Here is a 21,735-nt window from a genome sequence, read left to right as displayed (position 1 = left end):
TCATCCGCCTGCGATAGAATACGCCTATGTCTGCACGTTCCCCTCTCAATCGACAAGAGTTCCTAAAACTGGGTGGCCTCGGCCTGGGTGCGCTGGCGCTGCGCCCACTCGGCGCGGCTGTAGCGCAGCCCGCCTGGCAGGCGCCGTTCCCGCAGGCGGAGCGCCTGGGGCGCGTGGTGGAGGAGCTCGACCGCTATGTGTATCTGCGCGCCGCCCCCAGCCGCGAAGCGGCCGAGGTCGGCCAGCTCTCCGGCGATACCGTGGTGCCCTGGTTGCGCGAGGTGGTGGGCAGCGCCAGCGGTTTGCGCAACCAACGCTGGATCGAAACGCCGCAGGGCTACGTGTGGGCACCGTTTTTGCAGCCGGTGAAAAACATCATCAATGAACCGCTGGCGGCGCTGCCGGAGTACGGCGAAGGGCCGGGCATATGGATGGAAGTTACCCAGCCGTATGTAGAAGTGGAGCTAGTAAATGCCAACGCGCCCGCCGGGCCGCGCATTCGTTTTTTGGTGCAGCACAACTGGCCCATTCGTTTGTATTACGGCCAGGTGCTGTGGGTGGATGACTTGCGCAGTGGCCCCAACGGCGAAGTGCAATATCACGTCTATGACCGCCACGGCGGTTGGGGGGATCACTTCTGGGCGCCTGCCAGTGCCTTCCGCCCCATCCACCCCGAAGACATCAGCCCGATCTCGCCCGAAGTCGAAGACAAGCAGATCCTGATCAACATTGCCCGCCAAACCATGTCTTGTTACGAGAACGGCCGCGAGGTGTACTTTTGCCGCGTCTCCACCGGACGTGATGGCGAAGATGGCGCCGGGCTGACCCCCGTGGGCGACTACCTGCGCGTGTATATGAAATACGTGGCCACCACCATGGCCGGCGGCACTTCTGGTGCCGGTTATGACCTGGCCGGCATTGGCTGGTGCACCTTCGTCGCCACGGGCGGCATTGCCATCCATGCCTGCTACTGGCACAACAACTATGGTGAGCGCACCTCGGCCGGCTGCATCAACGCCACGCCAGAGGACGCCAAGTGGGTCTTCCGCTGGAGTTCGCCGCAGGTGGACTATGTACCCGGCAAGATTGACCAGGTGGCCGGTACCAGCGTGCGCATCGTCCAGAGCTAAGGCCCGGCATGATCCCGATCCCCAGTATGTGGTTAGCCTTCCTGGCCGGGTTGGCGTCTTTTTTGTCTCCGTGTGTATTTGTATTGGTGCCGGTCTACGTCGGCTACCTTAGCGGGCGCGCCGCCGCCACCGACGCACCCGCAGAGCGCCGCACCTGGCTCAGCTTTCTGCACGGCCTGGCCTTTGTGCTCGGTTTTAGCGTGGTGTTCATTCTGCTTGGCCTGTTCTCCGCCGCCTTAGGCCACATCCTCTTCTCGTTCTCACGCTTGCTGGCGCAGCTGGGCGGCATCGTGGTCATCCTGTTTGGTTTGCACCTCAGCGGCATATTGCGTATTCGCTGGTTGGATTACGAGCTGCGCGCCCAGGCCAGCATTCAGGCCGGGCGCGGCTTCCTCTCCTCGGCGATGATGGGCGTGTTCTTCTCCGCCGGCTGGGTGCCCTGCGTGGGGCCGGTACTCGGCTCGATCCTCACCCTGGCCTTCAACAGCGCGGAGCTGGGCACCGGGGCGCGGCTGCTGAGCGCCTACTCGGCCGGGCTGGCCATTCCCTTCCTGGTGGCCGCCACCCAGGTGGGCTGGATCAGCACGGTAGTGCGCCGCTACGCGCGCCTCAGCCATTATGTGGAGCGCATCACCGGCCTGGTGCTCATCGCGCTCGGCGTGTTGTTGCTCACCGGCCGCTTCCAGACCCTGGCCAGCTTAGGCTTCTTCTTCGAAACGATGGAAGAAGGCCGCATTGGCTTGCAGATGCTGCTGGGCTTGCTGGCCAGCGCCGCGCTGGGCCTGGGCGTGGGTTGGCTGGCCCAGCGTCGCGGGCGCAAATTTGGCGAATGGTGGCTGATCGGCAGTGGCGTCAGCATCGTGGTGATGGCGCTCTTGTTTGCCGCCGGGGTGGGGCGCGGGTGAGGCGCCTTTGCTTACTGGTGCTGCTGGCCAGCCTGGCCGCCTGTGCGCCGCTGCCGGCCAGCGAACCGGTGGTGGGCGCCCAGGCGCCGGATTTCACCCTGCCGATGCTGGATGGCACTACGCTGCGCCTGAGTGAATTGCGCGGCCAGCGCGTGCTGCTAAACTTCTGGGCCACCTGGTGTGGCCCTTGCCGCGAAGAAATGCCGGCGATCCAGGCACGTTATAATCAGGGCGATTTCGCCGTGGTAGCGATCAACTTCGCTGAATCCAACCAGCAGGTGCAAGGATTTCTGGCTGAGATCGGGGTGGAGCTGCCCGTGGCGCTGGATCGTGACGGCGCCGTGCAGGAGCTCTACCGCGTGCGCGGCTACCCCAGCAGCTTCCTGGTGGATGCTCAGGGCGTGATCCGCGTCTTCCACATCGGCGAGTTGAGCGCGGCTCAGATCGATCGCTATTTGCAGCAAATGGACGCCAATTAATGATCACTGTCACCCTATACACGAAGGACAACTGTTCGTTGTGCGTGCAGGCCAAGCAAGACCTCGAGAGCTTGCAGGCCAGCATCCCGCACACGCTGGCCCTGGTCAACATCGAAGACGACGCAGATCTGCAGAAATCGTTTGGCACGCGCGTGCCGGTGGTGCAAGCCGGCCCCTATGTACTGGAAGCGCCGTTTGACCGCCAAAAGCTGCAAATGACGCTGGCCGCCGCGCACGATCGCGCCGAGCAGTTGCAAACCGATCCCAAATACATTCAGCGCAAAGCGCGTGGGGCTCATATGAACACAACGGATAAAATCGCTCGCTTTCTCGGCCGCCATTATCTAGCGGTGCTCAATCTGCTGATCGCCCTCTATGTTGGGTTGCCGTTCCTCGCCCCGGTGCTGATGAATGCGGGCTATCCTGGCTTGGCGCGCCCGATCTACTCCACCTATGGCGCGGTATGCCACCAGATGGCCTTCCGCTCCGTGTTCTTGTTTGGCGACCAGCCGGTCTACCCGCGTGCCGCGGCAGATATGCAAGGGCTGACTACCTATGAAGAGGCCACCGGCCTGGATGGAGAAGATATGTGGGCGGCGCGCAGCTTTATCGGTAATGAGCAGGTGGGCTACAAAGTGGCCTTCTGCCAGCGCGATATTGCTATCTACAGCGCCATCCTGCTCTTCGGCTTGATCTTCGCTGCCAGCGGCCGGCGCATCCGCCCATTGCATTGGATGCTGTGGGTGGCCCTGGGCATCTTGCCAATCGCTATCGATGGGTTCAGCCAATTGCTCAGCCAGATTCCCGGTTTTGACCTCTGGCAGTACCGTGAGAGTACGCCACAGTTACGCATCCTCACCGGTGCCATCTTCGGTTTTATGACTGCCTGGTTTGGCATCCCCTTGCTCGACGAATCCTTCGAAGAGACGCGTGTGCAGACGGCTGCCAAAGCCGCCCGCCTGCGTGGCAAAACAAAAACCCGCTGATGCCGTTTCACGCCGCGCAGGGCCTGCGTTACCTGACCTTTGAAGGGTTTGCTGCGGCAGGCATCCGGCATGCCATCTTTACCCGCCAGGGCGGGGTGAGCGCCGCACCCTACGATAGCCTCAATGTTGGGGCCACGGTGGGGGATGAGCCTGAGCTCGTGCGCCAGAACCTGCAGCGCGCCTTCGCCGCGTGCGGCTGTGCTCCCGATAGCCTCTTCGATAGCTGGCTGGTGCACGGCCGCGAGGTATTGGTGGCCCAGGCGCCGCGCCCCGCAAACCAGCGCCCCGAAAAGGCGGACATCATCATTACCGATCAACCTGCCGTAACCCTGTTCATGCGCTATGCCGATTGCGTGCCGGTGCTGCTGGCCGATGCGCAGCGCGGTGCGGTGGCGCTGGCGCATGCCGGCTGGCGCGGCAGCGTGGCGCGGGTGGCCGCCGCGGCGGTGGCCGCGCTGGGCACGCACTACGGCAGCCGCCCGCAAGACCTGCTGGCGGCGATCGGCCCGTGCATTTCCACCGCGCGCTACGAAGTGGGTGAAGACGTGGTGCGCGCGGTGCAGGCGGCCTTTGGCAGCCAGGCGGCCGCGCTGCTGCCCGTGCTGGATGGCAAGCCACACTTTGATCTGGTGGCGGCCAATTGCCTGGCCTTGCAGGCCGCCGGGGTAACCCACATTGAAAGCGCTGATCTGTGTACTGCCAGCCAGCCGCAGGATTGGTTCTCACACCGCGCGTCTGGCGGGCGCACGGGCCGTTTCGGCGCATTGATCACCCTGGCCACATGAGCTACTCCGCGCGTCTTGCCCAGAATTTGGCCGCAGTGCGCCAGCGCATCCAGGCGGCAGCCGAACAAGCCGGCCGCCCAGCCGCCAGCGTCACCCTGGTGGCAGTGACCAAAGGCCACCCGCTGGAGGCATTGCAGGCCCTGTTGGCATTGGGAGTTACCCAAATCGGTGAGAGTTACCTGGCAGAAGCGCGCCACAAGCAAGTGGCGCTGGCCGCCAGCCCAGATGTACAATGGCACATGATCGGCCATGTGCAAAGCCGCAAGGCGCGCGAGGTCAGCGAGCATTTTTCCATCGTCCATTCGGTGGATAGCTTGCGCCTGGCCGAACGCTTGCATCGCTTCGCCCAGGAACGCGGCCAGCGTTTGCCCGTGCTGCTCGAATGCAATGTCAGCGGTGAGATCACCAAGCAGGGCTGGGCGTGTGCGCAGGACCCGGCAGAATTCTTTGCCGATGCGCATGTGGTGGCCGGGCTGCAAGGCCTGGAGCTGCGCGGCTTGATGAGCATGGCGCCGATCACCGCCCGCCCAGAGGAGGCGCGCCCCTATTTTGAGCGCACGCGCCAGCTGCGTGATGCGTTGGCCCAGCGCCTGGGCCAGCCGCTCCCCGAGCTTTCAATGGGGATGAGCAATGATTATGAAGCCGCCGTGCTGGAAGGGGCTACGCTAGTACGCATTGGCGAAGCGCTGATGGGGCCGCGCCCCAACGCCGAGGAGACGAAGTAACCATGGAATTTGCCATCACGCTGCTTTTTCGAATACTCAGTTGGATTGTGATCATTGATGTGGTGCTGAGCTACTTTATGGATCCGTATCACCCGCTGCGCCGCGCCCTGGATCGCATCGTCGAGCCGATGCTGGCGCCCATCCGGCGCATCTTGCCTTCCACGGGCATGCTCGATTTCAGCCCGCTGGTACTGCTGATCCTGCTGCAGTTGCTCAGCACGATCGTCATCAATGCCTTTCGCTAAGCCATGACGCGCCGCAGACTCAGCGACGGACGCCACGGGGCAGCACTGGCCATTCGCGTTACGCCGCGCGCCAGCCGCAATGAGATCGTGGAGATCTTGCCCGACGATACGATCAAGATTCGTCTCACCGCACCGCCCGTGGATGGCAAAGCCAACGAAGCCCTGGTTGATTTTCTGGCCAAGGTGCTCGGCGTGGCGAAATCACGCATCGAGATCGTTGCCGGGCAGACCGGGCGGGATAAATTGGTGACGGTGATGGATATGGAGAGCGCCGAGGCGCAGGCGCTGATCCTCCAGCAGATCTCCGGCGCCGCAGCTTAGCTGCCGCCGTACAACAAGCGCTTGCAATTATCGCAGCGCACCAGATCCTCTGCCGAGCGCGCCGCCTGGGCGCGTGCCGCCGAAAGCTCGGCCCCGCAGGCGGAGCAACTCCCCCCGACGACTTTGGCGATCGCTACGCCCGCTTTGCTGGCGCGTAAACTGGCATAGGTGGCTTGATCCTCAGCGCTCACCGCGGCCTCGGCACTGCTATGTTCGGTGTGCAGACGGGCGGCTTCGGCCTGCAGGCTGGCTTGCTCGCTGAGCAATTGCGCTTGTTCGCCGGCCAGTTGGCGTTGCACCTCGGCGAGTTGGTCTTGCGCTGCCGCGGCCTCACTTTGCGCTGCCTCATGGGCACCCATCGCTTCCAGTTCGGCATCTTCCAGCTCGCTCAAACGCCGCGCCAACGCCTCGGCCTCTTTTTGCAAATCTTGTAACTCTTTGGGATTGGTCACCGCGCCGCCATACAGGCTGGCCTGATTGTTGGCAATGCGGCGCTGCTGGCCGGCCACTTCTTCTTCGGCGGCGCGCAGCGCGCTATGGGCGCTGTGCAGGCGGGCTTGGGCTCCCTGGTGGGCCAGGCTGGCGGCTTGGAGTGCGGCATTGTCATTCAGGATGCGTGTGATCTCTGCCAGCCGCGCCGCACCTTGATCCAGTTGAGTATCCACTTGCTGCAAACGGTACAGGGTGAAGGCGCGGCTCATGCGCAAAATTATACGGCAACAAAGCCGGCGCATAGGCTTTGCTACAATACCGGCATGCGGCGCCAACGAGGCTGGGCTTTCTTCTGGAGTGGGCTGTTCCTGTGCCTGCAAGCTGCACCATTTGTATTGGCGCAGCATGCCGCCGATAGCCAGCATGTCTTCGGCGGGTTTTTGCTCAACCCCACAGATGGATTTAGCTATCTAGCCAAGATGCGCCAGGGGTTTGAGGGCGCGTGGAGCTTTACGCTGCCGTATAGCGCCAGCCCTGGGGCGGGGGCCGCGCTCAACATGTACTACCTGCTGCTGGGGCACTTGGCGCGGCTGGCTGGCTGGAGCCTGGTGTTTACCTTTCACGCCGCGCGCCTGCTCGGGGCGGCGGCGCTGTGTGCCATGCTGTACCGTCTGCTGGTGCGCGTCTTGCCCGCTCCGCAAGTCTTGGGGGCGTATGCGCTGGCTTTGTTTGGCTCCGGCCTGGGCTGGTTGGCGCTGGCCGCGGGTATGTTCACTAGCGATTTTTGGGTCGCTGAGGCCTATCCCTTCCTGGCTGCGTTTGCCAATGCGCACTTCCCGCTAGGCTTGGCGCTGCAAGTGTGGCTGCTCACGCCCACAGAGGCGGAGCCGGCCTGGCAGCCGGCGCTGGTGGCCGCCGTGCTCGTACTGGTCTACCCGTTTGGCTGGGCGCTGGCCGTGGCGGTGCTGGGGGTGCAATGGCTGCTGGGGCAGCAGTGGCCCAGTCCGCAGGCGCCCACGCGCCGGCGCGTGGGTAGCGCCGTGCTGGCTGGCCTGCCGTATAGCGTGTATGTGCTGTGGGTTTTGCGCAACCATGCGGTGTTGGCAGGCTGGAACGCCCAGAACCTCACCCCCGCGCCGCCTGTATGGGATTTGGTGCTGGCGTTGGCGCCGGCGTTGTGGCTGGCCTTGCCGGCCGCCATCGATGCTTTGCTGCGCCGCCGCCCGGCGGCGCAGGCGCTGGCGGCCTGGCTGCTCACCAGCTTGCTATTGATCTACATTCCCTGGGGCTTACAACGCCGCCTGATCACTGGGCTGTATGTACCCGCTGCTGGGCTGGCTCTGCTGGCCTTGCACCAATGGGTTCCCGCGGCGCGGCGCCGGCTGGTACTGAGCCTGCTGCTGATCGCCGCGCTGCCCACTCAGTTGGTGATCCTGCTGAGTGCTTGGCAAGCCAGCCAGCAACAGCCGCCCAGCGTGTATCTAGGGCGCGAGGAGCTGGCGGTGTACACCTGGCTCGAGCACAACTCGCCGCCGGGGGCGTTGGTGCTGGCCCCGCCGGGCTATGGCCTGCATTTGCCCGCCTTCACCCAGCGCCGCGTGTGGTACGGGCACCCCTTTGAAACCGTGCAGGCTGAGCAGCGCGCCGCGGAACTGGCCGCCTTGTATGGCGGCCAGTGGGGGCTGGCAGATACTTTCGCGGCGGACTATGTGCTCTACGACGGCGAGGCGGGCGGCCCGCCGCCCGCGCTTTCGGCCGGCTGGTGGCTGGCCTTGACCCAGGGCGGCTTGCAGGTATGGGCACATGAACCCTGAGCCCGCGCCACAGGCTCACTGGCCCGCCGCGCCGGTCAGCGCCCGCGAATGGCGCGCCCTGGCCTGGCTGGCGGCCGCCGTCGCCGTATTCACCAGTGTGCCGTATTTATTGGCTTGGCATACCAATGCGCCGGGTTTCACTGGCTTCCTGATCGGCGTGGAGGATGGCAACTCTTACATTGCCAAGATGCTGCAGGGCGCTGCGGGCGATTGGCTGTTTCGTAGTGCGTACAGTACCCAGCCGCAACACGGCGCGTTGCTGTATCTGCCTTATCTGCTGCTCGGCAAGCTGTTGGGGCCAGCCAGCCACGGCAGCTATGTGCTCGCATTTCATTTGTGGCGCGTGGCTAGCCTCGCGCTGCTGAGTGCGGCGGCGTATCGCTTCGTGGCGCATTTTGTTGCTACGCCCGCCCTGCGCCGCGGGGCCACGCTGCTAGCCTTGCTGGGCAGCGGGCTGGGCTGGCTGCCCCTGCTGTTGGGCTATTCGCACCTATGGGGCGGCCTGCCGCTCGATTTCTATTCGCCGGAGACCTTTGGTTACCTAGCTACTTTCGGCTTGCCACATTTGGTGCTGGGGCGCGCATTGTTGCTGTGGGGGTTGCTGGCGGTTTTGCAGGGGTGCGGCGGCGGCTGGCGGCTGGCGCTAGTGTGGCTGGCACTGGCTTTAGTGCACCTGCTCAGTGCGGCACTGGGCTTGGTGCTGCTGTTGGTCTATCTTGCCGCGCGGCTGGCAAGCCGCCAACCGTGGCGTGCCGCGCTGGCCGCCAGCGCTTGGGCCGGGGCCGGCGCGGCCGGCCCCTTGCTATACAACGCCGCGGTGTACCTGCACGATGCCTATCTGCAGGGCTGGGCCGCGCAGAACCAAATCCTTACGCCGCATCCCTGGCACTACCTGCTGGCGTATGGCTGGCTGCTGCCGCTGGCCTATGCCGGTTGGCGGCGGGCCGGGCTGGCGCAGCCATTGCGCACCTTCAGCGCCGCCTGGCTGTTGAGCCTGCCCGTGCTGCTCTATCTACCCTTGGGCTTGCAACGCCGCTTCGCCGAAGCCGCCTGGGTGCTGCTGCTGGCGCTGGCGTTGCGCGCCCTTGAGGCCGCGCCGGCATTCTGGCCGCGGCGCGGCCTGTGGCTCCTGATCCTGACGGCTGCGCCCAGCACACTGCTGCTGTGGGGCGGGGCGCTGCAAGTGGCCGCTCAGCCCGCCATGCCAGCCTTTCGCCCGGCGGATGAAGTGGCTTTGTTTCAAACGTTGCGTGGCCAGCCTGGCGCCACGGTGCTGGCGGCCTATGCCGGCGGCAATGCGCTGCCGGCCTGGGCGCCCGTGCGCGTCGTCATCGGTCACGGGCCGGAAACCGTAGGGCTCGAGGCGCTCGAAGCGCAGGTGCGCGCTTTTTACCAGGGCGAGGGCACCGCGCTGGAGCGCCAGGCATTTTTGCGCCAGCACGCCATCGCTTTCGTGATGTGGGGGCCAGCCGAGCAGCAACTGAGCGGCGGCGCCTGGGCGCCACTGGCCGCTGAGTACCTCCAGCCGGATGGGCGTGTGGGTGCCTATGAGCTGCTGCGGGTCCTCCCTTAGAATAGTGTCATGCGTGCCCGCCTTCGCCTAAGCCCACAAATTCTTGTGTGGCTGGCGCCCTTCGTCTTGCTGGCGCCAGTGTGGCTGCGCGGCCAGGCCTTGTATTGGGGCACGCCACAGACACAATTTGTGCCCTGGTGGTGGCAAGCCTGGCAAACATTGCGCCAGGGCGAGCTGCCGCTGTGGAATCCGTTGCTGGGCATGGGTGCGCCACTGCTGGCCAACTATCAATCCGGCTTGATGTACCCGCCGCATTGGCTGTATTTTGTGCTGGCGGCGCTGGGCGGCCTGCCACTGCTGGCCTGGGGGCAGGCCGTGCTAGTGGCGGCGCACCTGGCGCTGGCCGGGTTGGGCATGCAGCGCTTGCTGCGCGCCCTGGGGGTGCAGCAGAGCGGGCAGGTGGTAGCGGCTTTGGCGTTTTCGCTCTCGGGCTATTTGGTGAGCCGCGCCCATTTTCTGAGCATCAATGCCAGCCTGGCCTGGCTGCCCTGGATCCTGCTGGCGGTCTACCGGCTGGCACAGCAGCCCGAGCGGCGCAGTGTGTTGCGCCTGACGGGGCTGCTGGGCTTGCAATGGCTGGCTGGCCACGCGCAGATGGCCTGGTATAGCCTGTGGCTGGCGGCGGCCTGCCTGCTGCTGTGGGCCTGGCCGCAGGCCGGGCGTTGGCGGCGCCTGGGCAGCTTTGTGCTGGCGGGGCTGCTGGCCTTGGCGCTGAGCGCAGTGCAGTGGCTGCCCACGGCGGAGTACTTGTTGCACTCTTCACGCGCCAGCCAGGTTGACCCGACCACTGCGCTGACCTATTCACTGTGGCCCTGGCGCCTGCTGACCCTGTTGGCGCCCAATCTGTTTGGCAACCCAGCACTGGGCAATTTCTCCGGCTACGGAAATTATTGGGAAGATGCACTATTCATCGGCCTAGGGCCGCTATTCCTGGCGCTGCTAGCCTTGCGTCGCGCCAAGCCGCGGGCGCAGGCCTGGTTCTGGGGTGCGGTCGTGGTGGTGTCGCTATGCTTGGCGCTAGGGGCGCACACACCACTATTCCCGTGGCTTTTCGCGCACGTGCCCAGCTTTGATATGTTCCAGGCACCCACGCGCTTTAGCGTGTGGGCGGTGTTCGCGCTGAGCCTGCTGGCTGGCCTGGGCGTACAAGCCTGGCGCCCGCCGCAAGGCCGCAGCCTGTACTGGAGCCGGCTGGCGGTGGCCGGGGCGCTGGCCGTGATCCTGGGGGGTCTGGCCGCCGAGGCTCTGCGCCGCGCGGGGCAATTTAGCTTTCCAGCCAGTTACAGCCAGGCGATGGTGTGGCTGGGCGTCAGCCTGCTGCTGCTCAGCGTGCTGCAGCTGCGCGCCGCACAACTGCCGGAGCCGCGGCGCAGCTGGCTGCTGGCGCTCATCGTGGCGGGCGAGTTGCTGGCGGCGGGCTGGGGGCTCAACCCTGCTGCGCCACTGGCGGTGTATCGAGCCATGCCGCTGCCAGCCGCAGTGGGCGCGCAGTTACAGCCGGGCCGCCTCTATCTGCCGGCGGAGGATGAGCGCCGCCTCAAGTTTGAGCAGCTTTTTCGCTTCGATACGTTTAGTAGCGCGGCGCCAGAGGCGGTGCGCGCCAGCCTGTTGCCCAACACCGGCTTGCTAGCGCCGATTGCCAGCGCCAACAACTTTGATCCTTTGCTGCCAGCCGGATATGTAGAATGGATCGCCGCGCTGGAGGCTGCCGCGCCATCCACGCAGGCTGGCATGCTGGCGCTAATGAACGTCAGTATGCGCCAGCATGTGGATGCAGATGGCGCCGTGGGCTTTGAGCCGGTGCCCGCCTTGCCGCGCGTGCAAGCCTATCGCTGCCCGCTGCCCAGCGCGCTGGCCGCGCCGGTGGTGCTGCCGGCGCCCGCCTGTAGCTTGGAGGCAAAGCTGGCGCTCGTGCACAGCAGTGCCAACCGGGTGACAGTGCACAGCCTGGCCAGTGAGCCCGGCTGGCTGCTGCTAGCGGATACGTACTATCCCGGCTGGGTAGCTCTGCTGGATGGCGCCCCGGCGGATATCAGCCCGGCGTATGGAGTCTTCCGCGCGGTGGAGCTGCCCGCGGGCGAGCACCAGCTCGAGTTTGTATATCGCCCGCTGAGTTTTTATCTCGGCCTGGCCAGTAGTAGCCTGGCCGGGCTGTTATGCTTGGTGCTATGGCGACGCACACCGCGCTAACACGCCGCGCCGCAGCCTGGCCGGCGCTGGTGACGCTGCTGGCTGGCCTGCTCCTGCTCGGCGTAGCCGTGGCACATGCCGGCTGGGATGCGAACGAGCTGGTGCGCACCGGCACGCGCTTCAGCCAGGGCGACCCGGCTGGCACGGAGGGCTACGACGGCCAGTTCTTCTATTACATTGCGCGTGACCCTGACCCCGGGCGCGTGGCGCCCTTGCTGGATGTGCCCGCGTATCGCTACCAGCGCATTCTGTTGCCGTTGCTGGCACGCGCCCTGACCCTGGGTGATGCTGCCGCGCTGATGTGGGCGCTCCCGGCGATCGCCTTGCTGGCGCATGTGTGCGGTGTGTACCTGCTGGCACGGCTGCTCCAGCACTGGCGCATGAGTGCGTGGTTTGCCTTGGGCTATGGCCTGTTGTTTGGCTGTTTGCTCTCCATTCGCCTGGCCTTACCCGAGACGCTGGCTTTCAGCTTGGTGATCGCTGCCGTGTGGTGCGAAACCCGCGGGCGCTCAGCCTGGGCCTGGTTGTTCTTTGCGCTGGCGGTGTTTGCAAAGGAGACCGCGCTGCTGTTTGTAGCTGCGCAGGGCCTGAGTGATCTGCTGGCGCGGCGCGGGCGGGCGGCGATTGGCCTGGCGGCCAGTGTGGGCTTGCCGCAGCTCGCCTTCCGCTTGTGGCTGCTGGCCCAGTTCGGCAGCCTGGGCTTTGGCTCGGGCGGCAACTATGCCACGGGGTTCGAATGGGTGCCGTTTATGGGGTGGTGGCGCATCGGCGCATATGACCCCGCCTGGCGCTGGCAACTTGGCCTGCTGTATCTGCCGCTGCTCTTCCTGCCAATCCTGTGGGGGCTGTGGGCCAGCCTGCGCGCCGTTCGCCGCCAGCCTGGTGACTTCACCGCGCTGGCGCTTGGGCTGCATGCGTTGGTGTGCGTGTTTCTGCCGCTCTCCATTTACATTGAGCCGCACGGCAGCCTGCGCTTTGCCGTAGGCTTGTATCTGGCGCTGTTTGTGTTTGCCGGACGGCACCAATTGCGCCGCCCGCTGGCCTATGGGCTGATCTATATACTGTTTAGCGCCATGTTGTTCGTCAGCAGCTAGCGCGCAGGCTATGAAAAAAAACAGCCAGTGAACTGGCTGTTTTTTTTTGGAATGCGGATCCTGGGTTCGAACCAGGGCTTTCTGAGTCAGAGTCAGACGTCCTACCGCTAGACGAATCCGCAACAGAGAAGCTATTTTAACATGCCTTGCTGGGCATGTCTAGGATTGTTGCGGGGTGAGCACCACCCACAGCGCGCGCATCGGTGTATCGCCATTGTTGGTGAGGCGGTGGGGGGGTAGTGGAGTCAAAAATAATGCTGTCGCCAGTTTGCAGCGTATAGGTCTCGAAGCCCAGTTCGACCATTAGCTCGCCCTGCAGCACCAGGCCGAATTCGCGCCCGCTGTGGCTGGACATGTTCTTGCCGGATTCGGCGCCGGGGGCATACTGGATCTCGAGAAATTCAGTGTCGGGCTCGGCAATCGCAGTTAGCCGCGCCCAGGTGATACCGCTGTTGAGTTCCAGGGTGGGGCGGGCGCGTGCCGGCACGATGGGGGCCTTGTGCGTGCTGGGGAAGTGCTCCACATCCGTCGCCGGGTCCTTGGTCAGCAGCGCTTCACGCAGCTGGCTGGCGGTCAGCGCCGTGCTGGGCACGCTCTCTTGCGGGGCATCGCCTGGGTTCTCGTTGTCTTGCGGCGGGAAGAAATAATCCATGACAACCCCCAGCGCGGCGGCGATTTTTGTACAGAGAACGTCCCGCATGGATAGCTTTGCTCGCTTCTGCGTCCTGCTGTGGGCGCAAGTGCCCGCTCAAGATGACAGATAAGACAAGACTGTCTTTGCGAGCGATACGCTGTTATGCAGCGTGAGCAAGCAATCCCCAAGCGAGACTGCAAATAGGTTTGGGGATTGCTTTGTCGGCGCCGCTTTGCTGCTCGTTCGGAATGACAGCGGAGTAAAAAAGAGCCCGGCATTGCCGGGCTCTTTTAGTTGAGCTTGCTGAGCGCGTCCAGCCCGGCCCGCAGGCGGGCCAGCACCGTCTCGCGGCCGATGAGCTCCATACTCTCGAAGAGCGGCGGGCTGATCTCCTGGCCGGTAGTGGCGTTACGTAGCTGGGTGAATAGGGCGCCGGCTTTGATGCCCAGTTCGTCGGCGGCGGCGCGCATCGGCGCCTCGGCGGCGGCGGCGGTCAGCTCCGGCAATGCTTCGAGGATGCCCAGTGCCTTAGTCAGGGCGGCAGCGGACTCGGCGGCAGACTTGTCTTTGATGAGCAGCTTCTCAGCCGGCACGTCTATACTGGGGCGGAAAAAGAAGCCGGCGATCTCAGGTGCATCATCCAGAGTGGTGATGCGCTCCTGGATCAGCGGCGTGATGCGCGCCAGCAGGGCTGGGTCGGCCGGGTAGCCGGCCTTCTCGAAGAAGGGCTGCAGGCGGCGGGCCAACTCTTCGGCCGGCAGGGCGCGAATGTGCAGCCCGTTGAAATGATCCAGCTTCTTGAAGTCGATCGCCGCCGGTGAGGGATTGAGCTTGGCAATCTCAAACTTCTCGATCAAGTCTGGCAGGGTGAAGAATTCGGTTTTGTCGTCATAGCTCCAGCCCATCAGCGCGATCCAGTTGATCACGCCTTCAGGCAGGTAGCCCATGCGCGCCAGGTCTTGAATGAAGATCGATTGGCCGGTGAGCTTCATTTCTTCGGTCTCGCGCTTGCTCATCTTGCCCTTGCCGCTGGGCTTGAGGAACACCGAGAGGTGGATCCATTTGGGTTGCTGCCAGCCGAAGCTTTCGTAGATGTGCACATGCAGCGGCAGGCTGGGCAGCCATTCCTCGCCGCGCAGTACATGGGTGATGCCCATCAGATGGTCATCCACCATGGCGGCCAGGTGATACAGGGCGTGGCCATCGCTCTTGAGCAGCACACGATCATCAATCGTGTGATTCTGCACGGTGATGTCGCCGCGCAGCTCGTCATGCACGGTGATGCTGCCGTCCTTAGGGACCTTGAAGCGGATAACGTGCGTCTCGCCGTCCGCCACGCGTTGTTTGGCCTCAGCCAGCGGCAGCTCCCGGCAGGCGCCGGAGTAATGCGGCGCCTGCTTGGCTTCCTGTTGCGCCTTGCGCACCGCGTCCAGCTCGGCCGGGGTGCAGAAGCAATAGAAAGCGTGGCCACGCTCGATCAACTCTTCGGCGTGCTGGCGGTAGATCGCCATGCGCTGCGATTGGTAATAGGGCGCGTGCGGGCCGCCAACTTCGGGGCCTTCGTCCCATTGCAAGCCCAACCAGTGCAGGCTGCTGGTCAGGTCGCCTTCGGCATCTGGATTGAAACGTTTCTGGTCAGTATCTTCGATACGCAGAAGAAACTTGCCGCCGCTTTGCTGTGCCAGCAAATAATTGTAGAGGGCGGTGCGGCCACTACCCAGGTGGGTAAGGCCCGTGGGGGAGGGCGCAAAGCGCACCCGGGCTGCGTGGGGTTGCGTCATGGACTGCGAAAGCCTTTACTATGAGAAATTGAGGGCGCGGTGGCGAGCAATCACGCTCTCCACCATGCCGATGCCAAACATAAACGTCAGCAACGAGCTGCCACCGGCGCTCACAAAAGGTAGCGGTAAACCGGTCACCGGTAGCAACTGAATGTTCATGCCCACATTTACGATGGTGTGCAGCGCAATAATAACGCCAATTCCATAGGCCACCAGCGACCCAAAGGGATCCTGCGCCAGGCGCGCGGCGCGCACACAGCGCCAGATGATGAACAGCTCCATGCCCAGCACGGCGACGGCACCTACCAAGCCGAATTCGGCGGAGATGGCCGAGAAAATAAAATCGTTGTGGCGCACTTTGAGGAAGCGCAATTGCACCTGGGTGGCCTGGCCGTACCCCTGGCCGAGCAGGCCGCCGGAGCCAATGCTGATCATCGCCTGGTTGACGTTGTAGCTGCTGCCGTAGCGCGCATCCTCTTCGGGGGCGATGAAACGAATGATACGATCGCGCTGATAGTCTTGCAAAAGTGGGAAGGCGATCACTGCAGCCAACAGGCCGCCGATGATGAACAAGGCGAGATGTTTGAGCTTGAGCCCGCTGGCCCAGAGCAGTGAGAACCATACCGTCATCAGTACGATCGAGGTGCTCAGATTAGGCTGCAGCAGGATCAGCACCACCAGCCCAGCGGTGAGCAGCACGCTGCGCGCCACCCAACGCAGATCGCCGATCTTGTCACGATTGCGGGCGAAGAAATCGGCCAGGATGAAGATCATGGTGATCTTGGCCAACTCCGAAGGTTGCAGCACCACCAGGCCGATGTTAAGCCAGCGCTGTGCACCGAAGCTGGTTTGACCGGCCACGATGGTGAACAGCAGCAGGATGGCCAGCAGCACATACAACACACGGCTGGCCGAGATCCACAGGCGATAATCCAGCACGGTGCACACGACGATCACCACCAGGCCGGCCAGGGCAAAGGTGATCTGGCGCCCGAGCACGTTGAGCTCGATCAGTTCGGCGTTGCCGGCAATCGTAGAGCGAATCATGGCGACGCCGAAGGTGAGTAAGACCACCACGGCGCCGAGCAGCCAGAAATCAAAGTGTCGCCAGATCGCAGTTCGCATGTAGTTTACGGTTGACAGTTTGCAGTCTACAGATGGCAACTGCCCAGTTTATGGTTGACAGTTTGCAGTCTACAGATGGGCTTGCATCAGTCTACAGCCGACAGTTTACAGCTAGCAGCCTACAGCCTAAGCTGTCAACTGATTTTCTGTGTACTGTCAACTGTGTACTGTCAACTGTAGACTATCAACTATATTACTCAGTGGTGTGCTGCTTGGGGGCGCCTTTAATCGGAATCTCAGCCTGCAGCGTAGCACTGCGGCCTTCCTGTACCATCTCGACGCGCACGGCATGCTGGTCTACGTCAATATGGCGCGCTACCACTTCGATCAGCTCCTGGCGCAGCGCATCCATCACGCCGGGCGGCAGCGCACTACGATCGTGGATCAGCACGACGCGCAGGCGATCTTTGGCGGTGCTGGCGCTGCGGCTGCGCCCGATCAGGTCGCTGAGGCTAGGCATTGCGCCCTTCTTTGGTGCCGATCAGCTTGGAGAGCCGGCCGAGGAAACCTTCGTTGCCGTTACTGGCGCTGAAGGGCACCTGCTCGCCGGTCAGGCGGCGGGCAATGTCACGAAAGGCCTGGCCGGTCTTGCTCTTGGGCTCCAGTGCGATCGGCGCACCCTTGTTGGTGCTCACCAGCACGGCGCTGTCGTCGGGCACAATGCCGATCAGCTCCACCGCCAGCAGCTCGAGCACATCGGCCACTGCCAGCATGTCACCGCGTTCGACCATCTCGGTATTGATGCGGTTGACCACCAGCTTGGCCGGGCCTTTTTGCTCCGCTTCCACCAGGCCGATGATGCGGTCGGCATCGCGCACCGCTGAAACTTCGGGGTTGGTGATGATGATCACATCATCAGCAGGGGCGATGGCGTTCTTGAAGCCGCGCTCGATCCCCGCCGGCGAGTCGATCACGATGTAATCAAAATCCGGGCGCAGCTCATCGCAAATACGCTGCATATCCTTGGGGGCGATGGCGTTTTTGTCGCGGGTTTGCGCCGCTGGGATCAGGTACAGCTCTTCCAGGCGCTTGTCGCGGATCATGGCCTGGCGCACCTTACAGCGGCCTTCCACTACATCCACCAGATCGTAGACGATGCGATTCTCCAGGCCGAGCACAACGTCGAGGTTGCGCAGGCCGATGTCGGCATCCATGCAGACCACCTTGTGGCCCATTTCGGCCAGGGCGGCGCTGATGTTGGCCGTGGCGGTGGTCTTGCCGACGCCGCCCTTGCCTGAAGTGATGGTAATTACGCGTGCGGTCATAGTTATCCTAATTTCCAATTCTCTGCGGTCACTTGCCCGTTGTGAATGCGGGCAATCTCGGGTGAAATCTCGCCGCGCTCGCTGGGCGGAATGGCAATATGCCCGGCGATGCGTAGCTGGGTAGGCGCCAGATCCATGGCGCACACGATGGCGGCTTCGTCGCCGCCGGCGCCGGCGTGCACCAGGCCGCGCAGGCGGCCCCACACCACCACGTTGCCGCCGGCCACCACTTCGGCGCCGGGGTTGACGTCACCGATGATGGTGATGTGCCCGGGGGAGTGTAGGCTGGCGCCAGAGCGCAGCGTGCGGCGCACGAGGATGCCGCCATCCGGCCCCAGGTCTTGCGGGGCGGGGTCTGCGTATTCCTCTTCGGCCGGCTCAGGCTCACGTGAGCCGTCGTGGATGCGGGTGGCCAGGCCCATCAGTTGGGCGCTGCGCTCGGTTTGGGCGGCGGTGCTGAGGATGCCCCAGAGCACCAGGCCGCTATCGGTCACCCGGTCGCGCAGGCGGCTGACTGCAGCCACATTGAGCTCGTGTTCAGCGGCGTTGATGATCAGCTTGGCGCCTTTGAGGAAATCGCCACGGCGGGCGAGTTCGTCTACTAAGGCTTGCTCGAGCAGCGGCCACTCGCCCTCAGGCAAGCTAACCAGCAGCCCTTCGCGGATGCCTTTGATCTCGATCGGAATGGCTTGTACGTCACTCACCAAAAAATTATAGCATCGCGGTTTGTGGCGCGCTGGCGTTTGTGTGTTTGGAGATGCTGCGGGAGCTGTACTACTCGGCGCGGCCCAGTTGCGTGTCGATGGACTTGAGCTCGAAGTAAGCTTGGATGACGCGGTTGAGGATCGGCCCGGCCACCGAGGAACCTTCGCTGCCGTTGTACACAAAGGCCACCGCGGCTAACTCAGGGTCATCGAACGGCGCGTAGGCTACTGACCAGGCGTGGCTGGGCCAGGCGCCGTACTGGCAACGGTTGTTGGCCGCGGCCACTTCGTCACAGTATTCGGCGGTGCCGGTCTTGCCGGCGGCGGCGATCGTAAGGCTGCGGAACCGCTCGGCCAGCGTGCCGTAGGTCACGGCCTCGCGCATGCCGCGCTGTACCGCTTGGATCACCGCCGGGTCCACCGTGGTGAGCTCACCGGTGGGGCGGCAGGCGCCAATGCCCGAGGGGTTCTCGTAATGTTCAATGATCGGGTCTTTGGTAATGTCCCAGCGCAGGTCCGGCTCAAAATCCTGAATGATGTTGCCTTCGCCATCCACGATCTGGCGCAGCAGGGTGGGGCGCATCTGCGCGCCGTCATTGGCGATGGTGGCTGTGGAGATCAAGACTTGCAAGGGTGAGGCGAGCACATAGCCCTGGCCCACACTGGAAATGTACGTATCGCCGGTGGACCAGTTCTCGCCTTGGTTCAAGCGCTTCCAGGTCGGGTCAGGCACCAAGCCATCGACTTCGTAAGGCAGCTCAACCCCCAGGGCTTCGCCGTACCCCATCGCCCGCGCGTAGGTGCCCAGACGGCAGATGCCCAAGCCTTCGTCGATCTCGCCTTCGTAGCCACCACCCACTTTATAAAAATACACGTTGCTGGAGTTGGCGATACCGCCATAGAAGTTCAGTTGGCCAAAGCCAGCGCGATTCCAGTCCACAAATTCACGGTTCTGGCCCGCTTCGCCTTCGTAGAAACGTTGGCTCACGGTGATAGAGCCAGGAGTTTGAACGATTTCCTCCGGCGTAACGATGCCTTCATTCAGGCCGCCCACCGCGGTCACGATCTTGAACACCGAGCCGGCAGGCAGGGCAGCACCGGCCGCATGGTTGACCAGCGGCTTGGTGGAGTCAGCCAATAGTTGCTCATAGTAATACGCCGGGATGAAGCGCGTCATGCGGTTGTTCTCAAATGTCGGCCACGAGACCATCGCCAGCAGCTCGCCAGTTTTGGGATTGATGGCGATGATGACGCCGCTGGTCATCTTGCTGGCTTCTTTATCCGCAAAGAAATTGTTCCACAACTGTAGTTCTTCTTCGATGATCGCCGAGGCGGCGGCCTGTAAGCGCGCATCAATGGTTAGCACGATATTTTGGCCGGCCACGGCGTCCACCGGCGGTTCGATGTCACGCAGGATCTGGCCACCAGCGTCAGTTTCCACCACACGGCGGCCGGGCGTGCCGCGCAGCAGCTCATCGAAATACAGCTCCAGGCCGCCGTAGCCCACCTTGTCGCGGTTGGGCACAAAGCCCTGGGCACGCAGCTCCTCTTCCTGTGCCGCCGGGATCGGGCCCAGATAGCCGATGATCGCGGCGGTGATCGAACCCGTAGGGTACTCGCGCACCGGCTCGATCACTACGTCTACCCCCGGCCAATCCACCGAATGCTCCATCACCGCCAGCGCCAGCTCGCGCGAAACGTTACATTGGATCGACACGGGATCATAGGGCGAGAAGCTGGTCTGGATCGCCACCATTTCGGCCACGCCCAGGTTGGTGCCACACGGGATCAGCGGGTCGTCAATGCTGCCCAGGTGCATCGGCTGTTCGGTCAGATCGGCCAGCGCGTATAGGATCTTTTCGATCTCGCCGTCGTCTTCGGGTAGCTCGGCAGGCACCACCACGATGTTGTAGGAGGCTTCGTTGCGCGCCAACACCACGCCGTTGCGATCGTAGATCACGCCGCGCTGCGGGGGCAGGCTAATCACTTCCGTGCGGTTCTCTTCGGCCTGGCTCAGCCAGTTCTCGTGTTCCAGTACCTGCAGGTAAAACAAACGCAGGGCGAAGATCAGAAAGACCAGGCCTACGAAGCCAAAAAAAGCATACAGGCGCCACTGTTCCAGTGCGGTGCCGCTCTTGGTGGGGTTGTTGTTGAGAAAGGTCATGAGTTTGCCGGAGCTGCAACCATCTTGTTGATTTCAGTGATTAAAGCATTGATGGGTAAGAGAAGGATGAGATTTAGCAGCAGGGTCGGCAGGGTGACCAGATTAAACGCGTCGCCCAGGCGGATCGGGTTATCCGAAAGCCAGAGGTAGCCGAGGGTGAGCAGGTGCACCGCCAGCGTGCCCACCAGCAAGCTGGTGACCAGGGTTAGCAAGCGCACCTGCCAGATGCGGCGATGCAGCAATTGGCACAGCCCGGCCGCCAGCGTGTAGCCGGCCATCAGCAACAGATCGGGCAGGGCGCTGCTGTAGCCCACCATCAAGCCGGCCACCAGCCCCAGGCGCCAATCGGGGCGGTTGTCCTCTTGCATCATCCAGGTCAGCAGCACCAGTAGCACCAGGTCCACCTGGCCTTGCAGCAGGCGAATGCGCGGCAGCAGGGTAACCTGCAGCAGCGTGGCCCCCAACAACAACAGCAGCGCTACAAAAGTGCGCATGCTAGTTGCTGGTTCCCGTCAGTGGGCTGAGATCGAGCGGCTGGAAGTTGACGATGATCAGCACAATTTCCAACTGGGTAAAGTCCACCGCGGGTTGCACCGAGGCGGTTTGGAACAGTGCAGTCGCCTCGCGACGCACATTACTCACCTGGCCGATGAGGATGTTGCTGGGGTAGCCACCACCGATGCCTGAAGTGAACACCAGGTCACCGGGTTGCAGGCTGGCATCCAGCGGCAACAGGTCAATGCCGATCTGGCTGGTGACGCTGCCGCTCAGCAAGCCATCCACCTCGCTGGGTTGGATGCGCACACTCACCTGGCTGCCAGGGTCGGTGATCAGTTCCACCCGCGCCGCGGTGGCGGTGACTTGCGAGATGCGGCCCACCAGCCCCTGTTGCGATACCACGGGCATGCCACGGCGAATGCCGTCATCCGAGCCGCGGTTGATGATGATGTAATGCAGGAAGGGGCTGGGGTCCTGGCCGATCACGCCGGCCGCCTGGTAGACGTTCTCGGGGCGTGCCCGGGCGAAATCCAGCAGGGCGGAGAGCAATTCGTTTTCCAGCACCTGCTGTTGCAATGTGATGATCTCAGTTTGCAGCTGGGCGTTCTCTGCACGCAGTTGGGCATTTTCCTGGCGCAAGCTGGCAATGTTCACCGGCGCGTTGACAAAATCCTGAATGGCCTGGAAGCGTGTGTACAGCCAGCTTTGCACGCCATAGATCGGGTTCATCGCCCCGTTGAACACAGGCGTCAGATAGCCACCCAGCGCCAGCAGCAGGATACCGGCAGCGAGCACGAGCAGGGCGGCGAGCTGGTAGGGATTATTGCGTGAGGGGCGCATGGAGGCTAAGCATAACGGGCCGAGATTAAGTGCCAGGTGAGGAGC

22 protein-coding genes and 1 tRNA gene are annotated in these 21,735 nt (G+C 63.5%); 12 read left to right on the top strand and 11 right to left on the bottom strand.

Annotation, left to right across the window (positions count from 1 at the left end):
* The first annotated feature begins 26 nt into the window (after positions 1-26).
* Genes KF821_02930 through KF821_02895 form a run of 8 tightly spaced genes read left to right on the top strand, consistent with a single transcriptional unit; the run spans position 27 to position 5,576 of the window.
* Positions 27-1,130 carry a L,D-transpeptidase gene (locus KF821_02930; protein MBX3004764.1) on the top strand — a complete coding sequence of 368 codons (1,104 nt, stop codon included), beginning with the start codon at positions 27-29 and terminating at the stop codon, positions 1,128-1,130.
* An 8-nt stretch (positions 1,131-1,138) separates the two neighbouring features.
* Positions 1,139-2,035 carry a hypothetical protein gene (locus tag KF821_02925; GenBank protein MBX3004763.1) on the top strand — a complete coding sequence of 299 codons (897 nt, stop codon included), beginning with the start codon at positions 1,139-1,141 and terminating at the stop codon, positions 2,033-2,035.
* 17 nt (positions 2,036-2,052) lie between these two features.
* On the top strand, positions 2,053-2,514 hold the full coding sequence (locus KF821_02920) for a TlpA family protein disulfide reductase (protein ID MBX3004762.1): 462 nt from the start codon (positions 2,053-2,055) through the stop codon (positions 2,512-2,514).
* Positions 2,514-3,500, top strand: coding sequence for a DUF2085 domain-containing protein (locus tag KF821_02915; GenBank protein ID MBX3004761.1), 987 nt, complete (start codon positions 2,514-2,516; stop codon positions 3,498-3,500). The genes KF821_02920 and KF821_02915 overlap by 1 nt, the downstream gene beginning before the upstream one ends.
* Entirely contained in the window at positions 3,500-4,285 is a 786-nt protein-coding gene (gene pgeF / locus KF821_02910) for a peptidoglycan editing factor PgeF (protein MBX3004760.1), read from the top strand. The genes KF821_02915 and pgeF overlap by 1 nt, the downstream gene beginning before the upstream one ends.
* The gene (locus tag KF821_02905; protein MBX3004759.1) at positions 4,282-5,010 is read left to right on the top strand and encodes a YggS family pyridoxal phosphate-dependent enzyme; all 729 of its coding nucleotides are present in this window, start codon (positions 4,282-4,284) and stop codon (positions 5,008-5,010) included. Before pgeF ends, KF821_02905 begins: the two co-directional genes overlap by 4 nt.
* Positions 5,011-5,012: 2 nt before the next feature.
* Positions 5,013-5,255 (top strand): YggT family protein, encoded by a 243-nt coding sequence (locus tag KF821_02900; protein MBX3004758.1) that lies wholly within the window; start codon positions 5,013-5,015, stop codon positions 5,253-5,255.
* Positions 5,256-5,258: 3 nt separating this feature from the next.
* The gene (locus tag KF821_02895) at positions 5,259-5,576 is read left to right on the top strand and encodes a YggU family protein (protein ID MBX3004757.1); all 318 of its coding nucleotides are present in this window, start codon (positions 5,259-5,261) and stop codon (positions 5,574-5,576) included.
* Here KF821_02895 and KF821_02890 read toward each other — a convergent pair.
* Positions 5,573-6,277 (bottom strand): hypothetical protein, encoded by a 705-nt coding sequence (locus tag KF821_02890; protein MBX3004756.1) that lies wholly within the window; start codon positions 6,275-6,277, stop codon positions 5,573-5,575. The genes KF821_02895 and KF821_02890 overlap by 4 nt on opposite strands.
* 54 nt (positions 6,278-6,331) lie before the next feature.
* On the opposite strand from KF821_02890, the gene KF821_02885 reads away from it, so the two are divergent.
* Genes KF821_02885 through KF821_02870 form a run of 4 tightly spaced genes read left to right on the top strand, consistent with a single transcriptional unit; the run spans position 6,332 to position 12,679 of the window.
* Positions 6,332-7,822 carry a hypothetical protein gene (locus KF821_02885; GenBank protein ID MBX3004755.1) on the top strand — a complete coding sequence of 497 codons (1,491 nt, stop codon included), beginning with the start codon at positions 6,332-6,334 and terminating at the stop codon, positions 7,820-7,822.
* Positions 7,812-9,395, top strand: a complete 1,584-nt coding sequence (locus KF821_02880) for a hypothetical protein (protein ID MBX3004754.1) — start codon at positions 7,812-7,814, stop codon at positions 9,393-9,395. The genes KF821_02885 and KF821_02880 overlap by 11 nt, the downstream gene beginning before the upstream one ends.
* A 9-nt stretch (positions 9,396-9,404) precedes the next feature.
* Positions 9,405-11,585: a YfhO family protein gene (locus KF821_02875; protein ID MBX3004753.1), complete on the top strand. Its 2,181-nt coding sequence runs from the start codon at positions 9,405-9,407 to the stop codon at positions 11,583-11,585.
* A complete protein-coding gene (locus tag KF821_02870) occupies positions 11,564-12,679 on the top strand; it encodes a hypothetical protein (GenBank protein ID MBX3004752.1) in 1,116 nt (371 codons plus the stop codon). The genes KF821_02875 and KF821_02870 overlap by 22 nt, the downstream gene beginning before the upstream one ends.
* A 51-nt stretch (positions 12,680-12,730) precedes the next feature.
* Here the strand turns inward: KF821_02870 and KF821_02865 are convergent.
* The 10 genes from KF821_02865 to mreC all read right to left on the bottom strand — a co-directional run bounded on the left by KF821_02865 (position 12,731) and on the right by mreC (position 21,690).
* Positions 12,731-12,801: transfer RNA gene (locus tag KF821_02865), tRNA-Gln, on the bottom strand.
* Between the two features lie 14 nt (positions 12,802-12,815).
* Entirely contained in the window at positions 12,816-13,379 is a 564-nt protein-coding gene (locus KF821_02860) for a cupin domain-containing protein (protein ID MBX3004751.1), read from the bottom strand.
* Positions 13,380-13,603: 224 nt separating this feature from the next.
* Positions 13,604-15,094: a glutamate--tRNA ligase gene (locus KF821_02855; protein MBX3004750.1), complete on the bottom strand. Its 1,491-nt coding sequence runs from the start codon at positions 15,092-15,094 to the stop codon at positions 13,604-13,606.
* An 18-nt stretch (positions 15,095-15,112) separates the two neighbouring features.
* Positions 15,113-16,219 (bottom strand): rod shape-determining protein RodA, encoded by a 1,107-nt coding sequence (locus tag KF821_02850; protein MBX3004749.1) that lies wholly within the window; start codon positions 16,217-16,219, stop codon positions 15,113-15,115.
* A 193-nt stretch (positions 16,220-16,412) separates the two neighbouring features.
* Positions 16,413-16,679, bottom strand: a complete 267-nt coding sequence (gene minE / locus KF821_02845; GenBank protein MBX3004748.1) for a cell division topological specificity factor MinE — start codon at positions 16,677-16,679, stop codon at positions 16,413-16,415.
* Positions 16,672-17,484 (bottom strand): septum site-determining protein MinD, encoded by an 813-nt coding sequence (minD, locus tag KF821_02840; protein MBX3004747.1) that lies wholly within the window; start codon positions 17,482-17,484, stop codon positions 16,672-16,674. The genes minE and minD overlap by 8 nt, the downstream gene beginning before the upstream one ends.
* Before the next feature lie 2 nt (positions 17,485-17,486).
* Positions 17,487-18,188 carry a septum site-determining protein MinC gene (gene minC, locus KF821_02835; GenBank protein MBX3004746.1) on the bottom strand — a complete coding sequence of 234 codons (702 nt, stop codon included), beginning with the start codon at positions 18,186-18,188 and terminating at the stop codon, positions 17,487-17,489.
* A 70-nt stretch (positions 18,189-18,258) separates the two neighbouring features.
* Complete coding sequence (gene mrdA / locus KF821_02830; protein ID MBX3004745.1) at positions 18,259-20,352, bottom strand: penicillin-binding protein 2; 2,094 nt, start codon at positions 20,350-20,352, stop codon at positions 18,259-18,261.
* Complete coding sequence (locus KF821_02825; protein ID MBX3004744.1) at positions 20,349-20,846, bottom strand: hypothetical protein; 498 nt, start codon at positions 20,844-20,846, stop codon at positions 20,349-20,351. Before KF821_02825 ends, mrdA begins: the two co-directional genes overlap by 4 nt.
* Before the next feature lies 1 nt (position 20,847).
* The gene (gene mreC, locus KF821_02820) at positions 20,848-21,690 is read right to left on the bottom strand and encodes a rod shape-determining protein MreC (protein MBX3004743.1); all 843 of its coding nucleotides are present in this window, start codon (positions 21,688-21,690) and stop codon (positions 20,848-20,850) included.
* Positions 21,691-21,735: the final 45 nt, after the last annotated feature.

The sequence above is a fragment of the Anaerolineales bacterium genome, from assembly GCA_019637755.1.
Classification (GTDB): domain Bacteria; phylum Chloroflexota; class Anaerolineae; order Anaerolineales; family UBA11579; genus JAMCZK01.
This window is presented reverse-complemented; position numbering and strand designations above follow the sequence as displayed.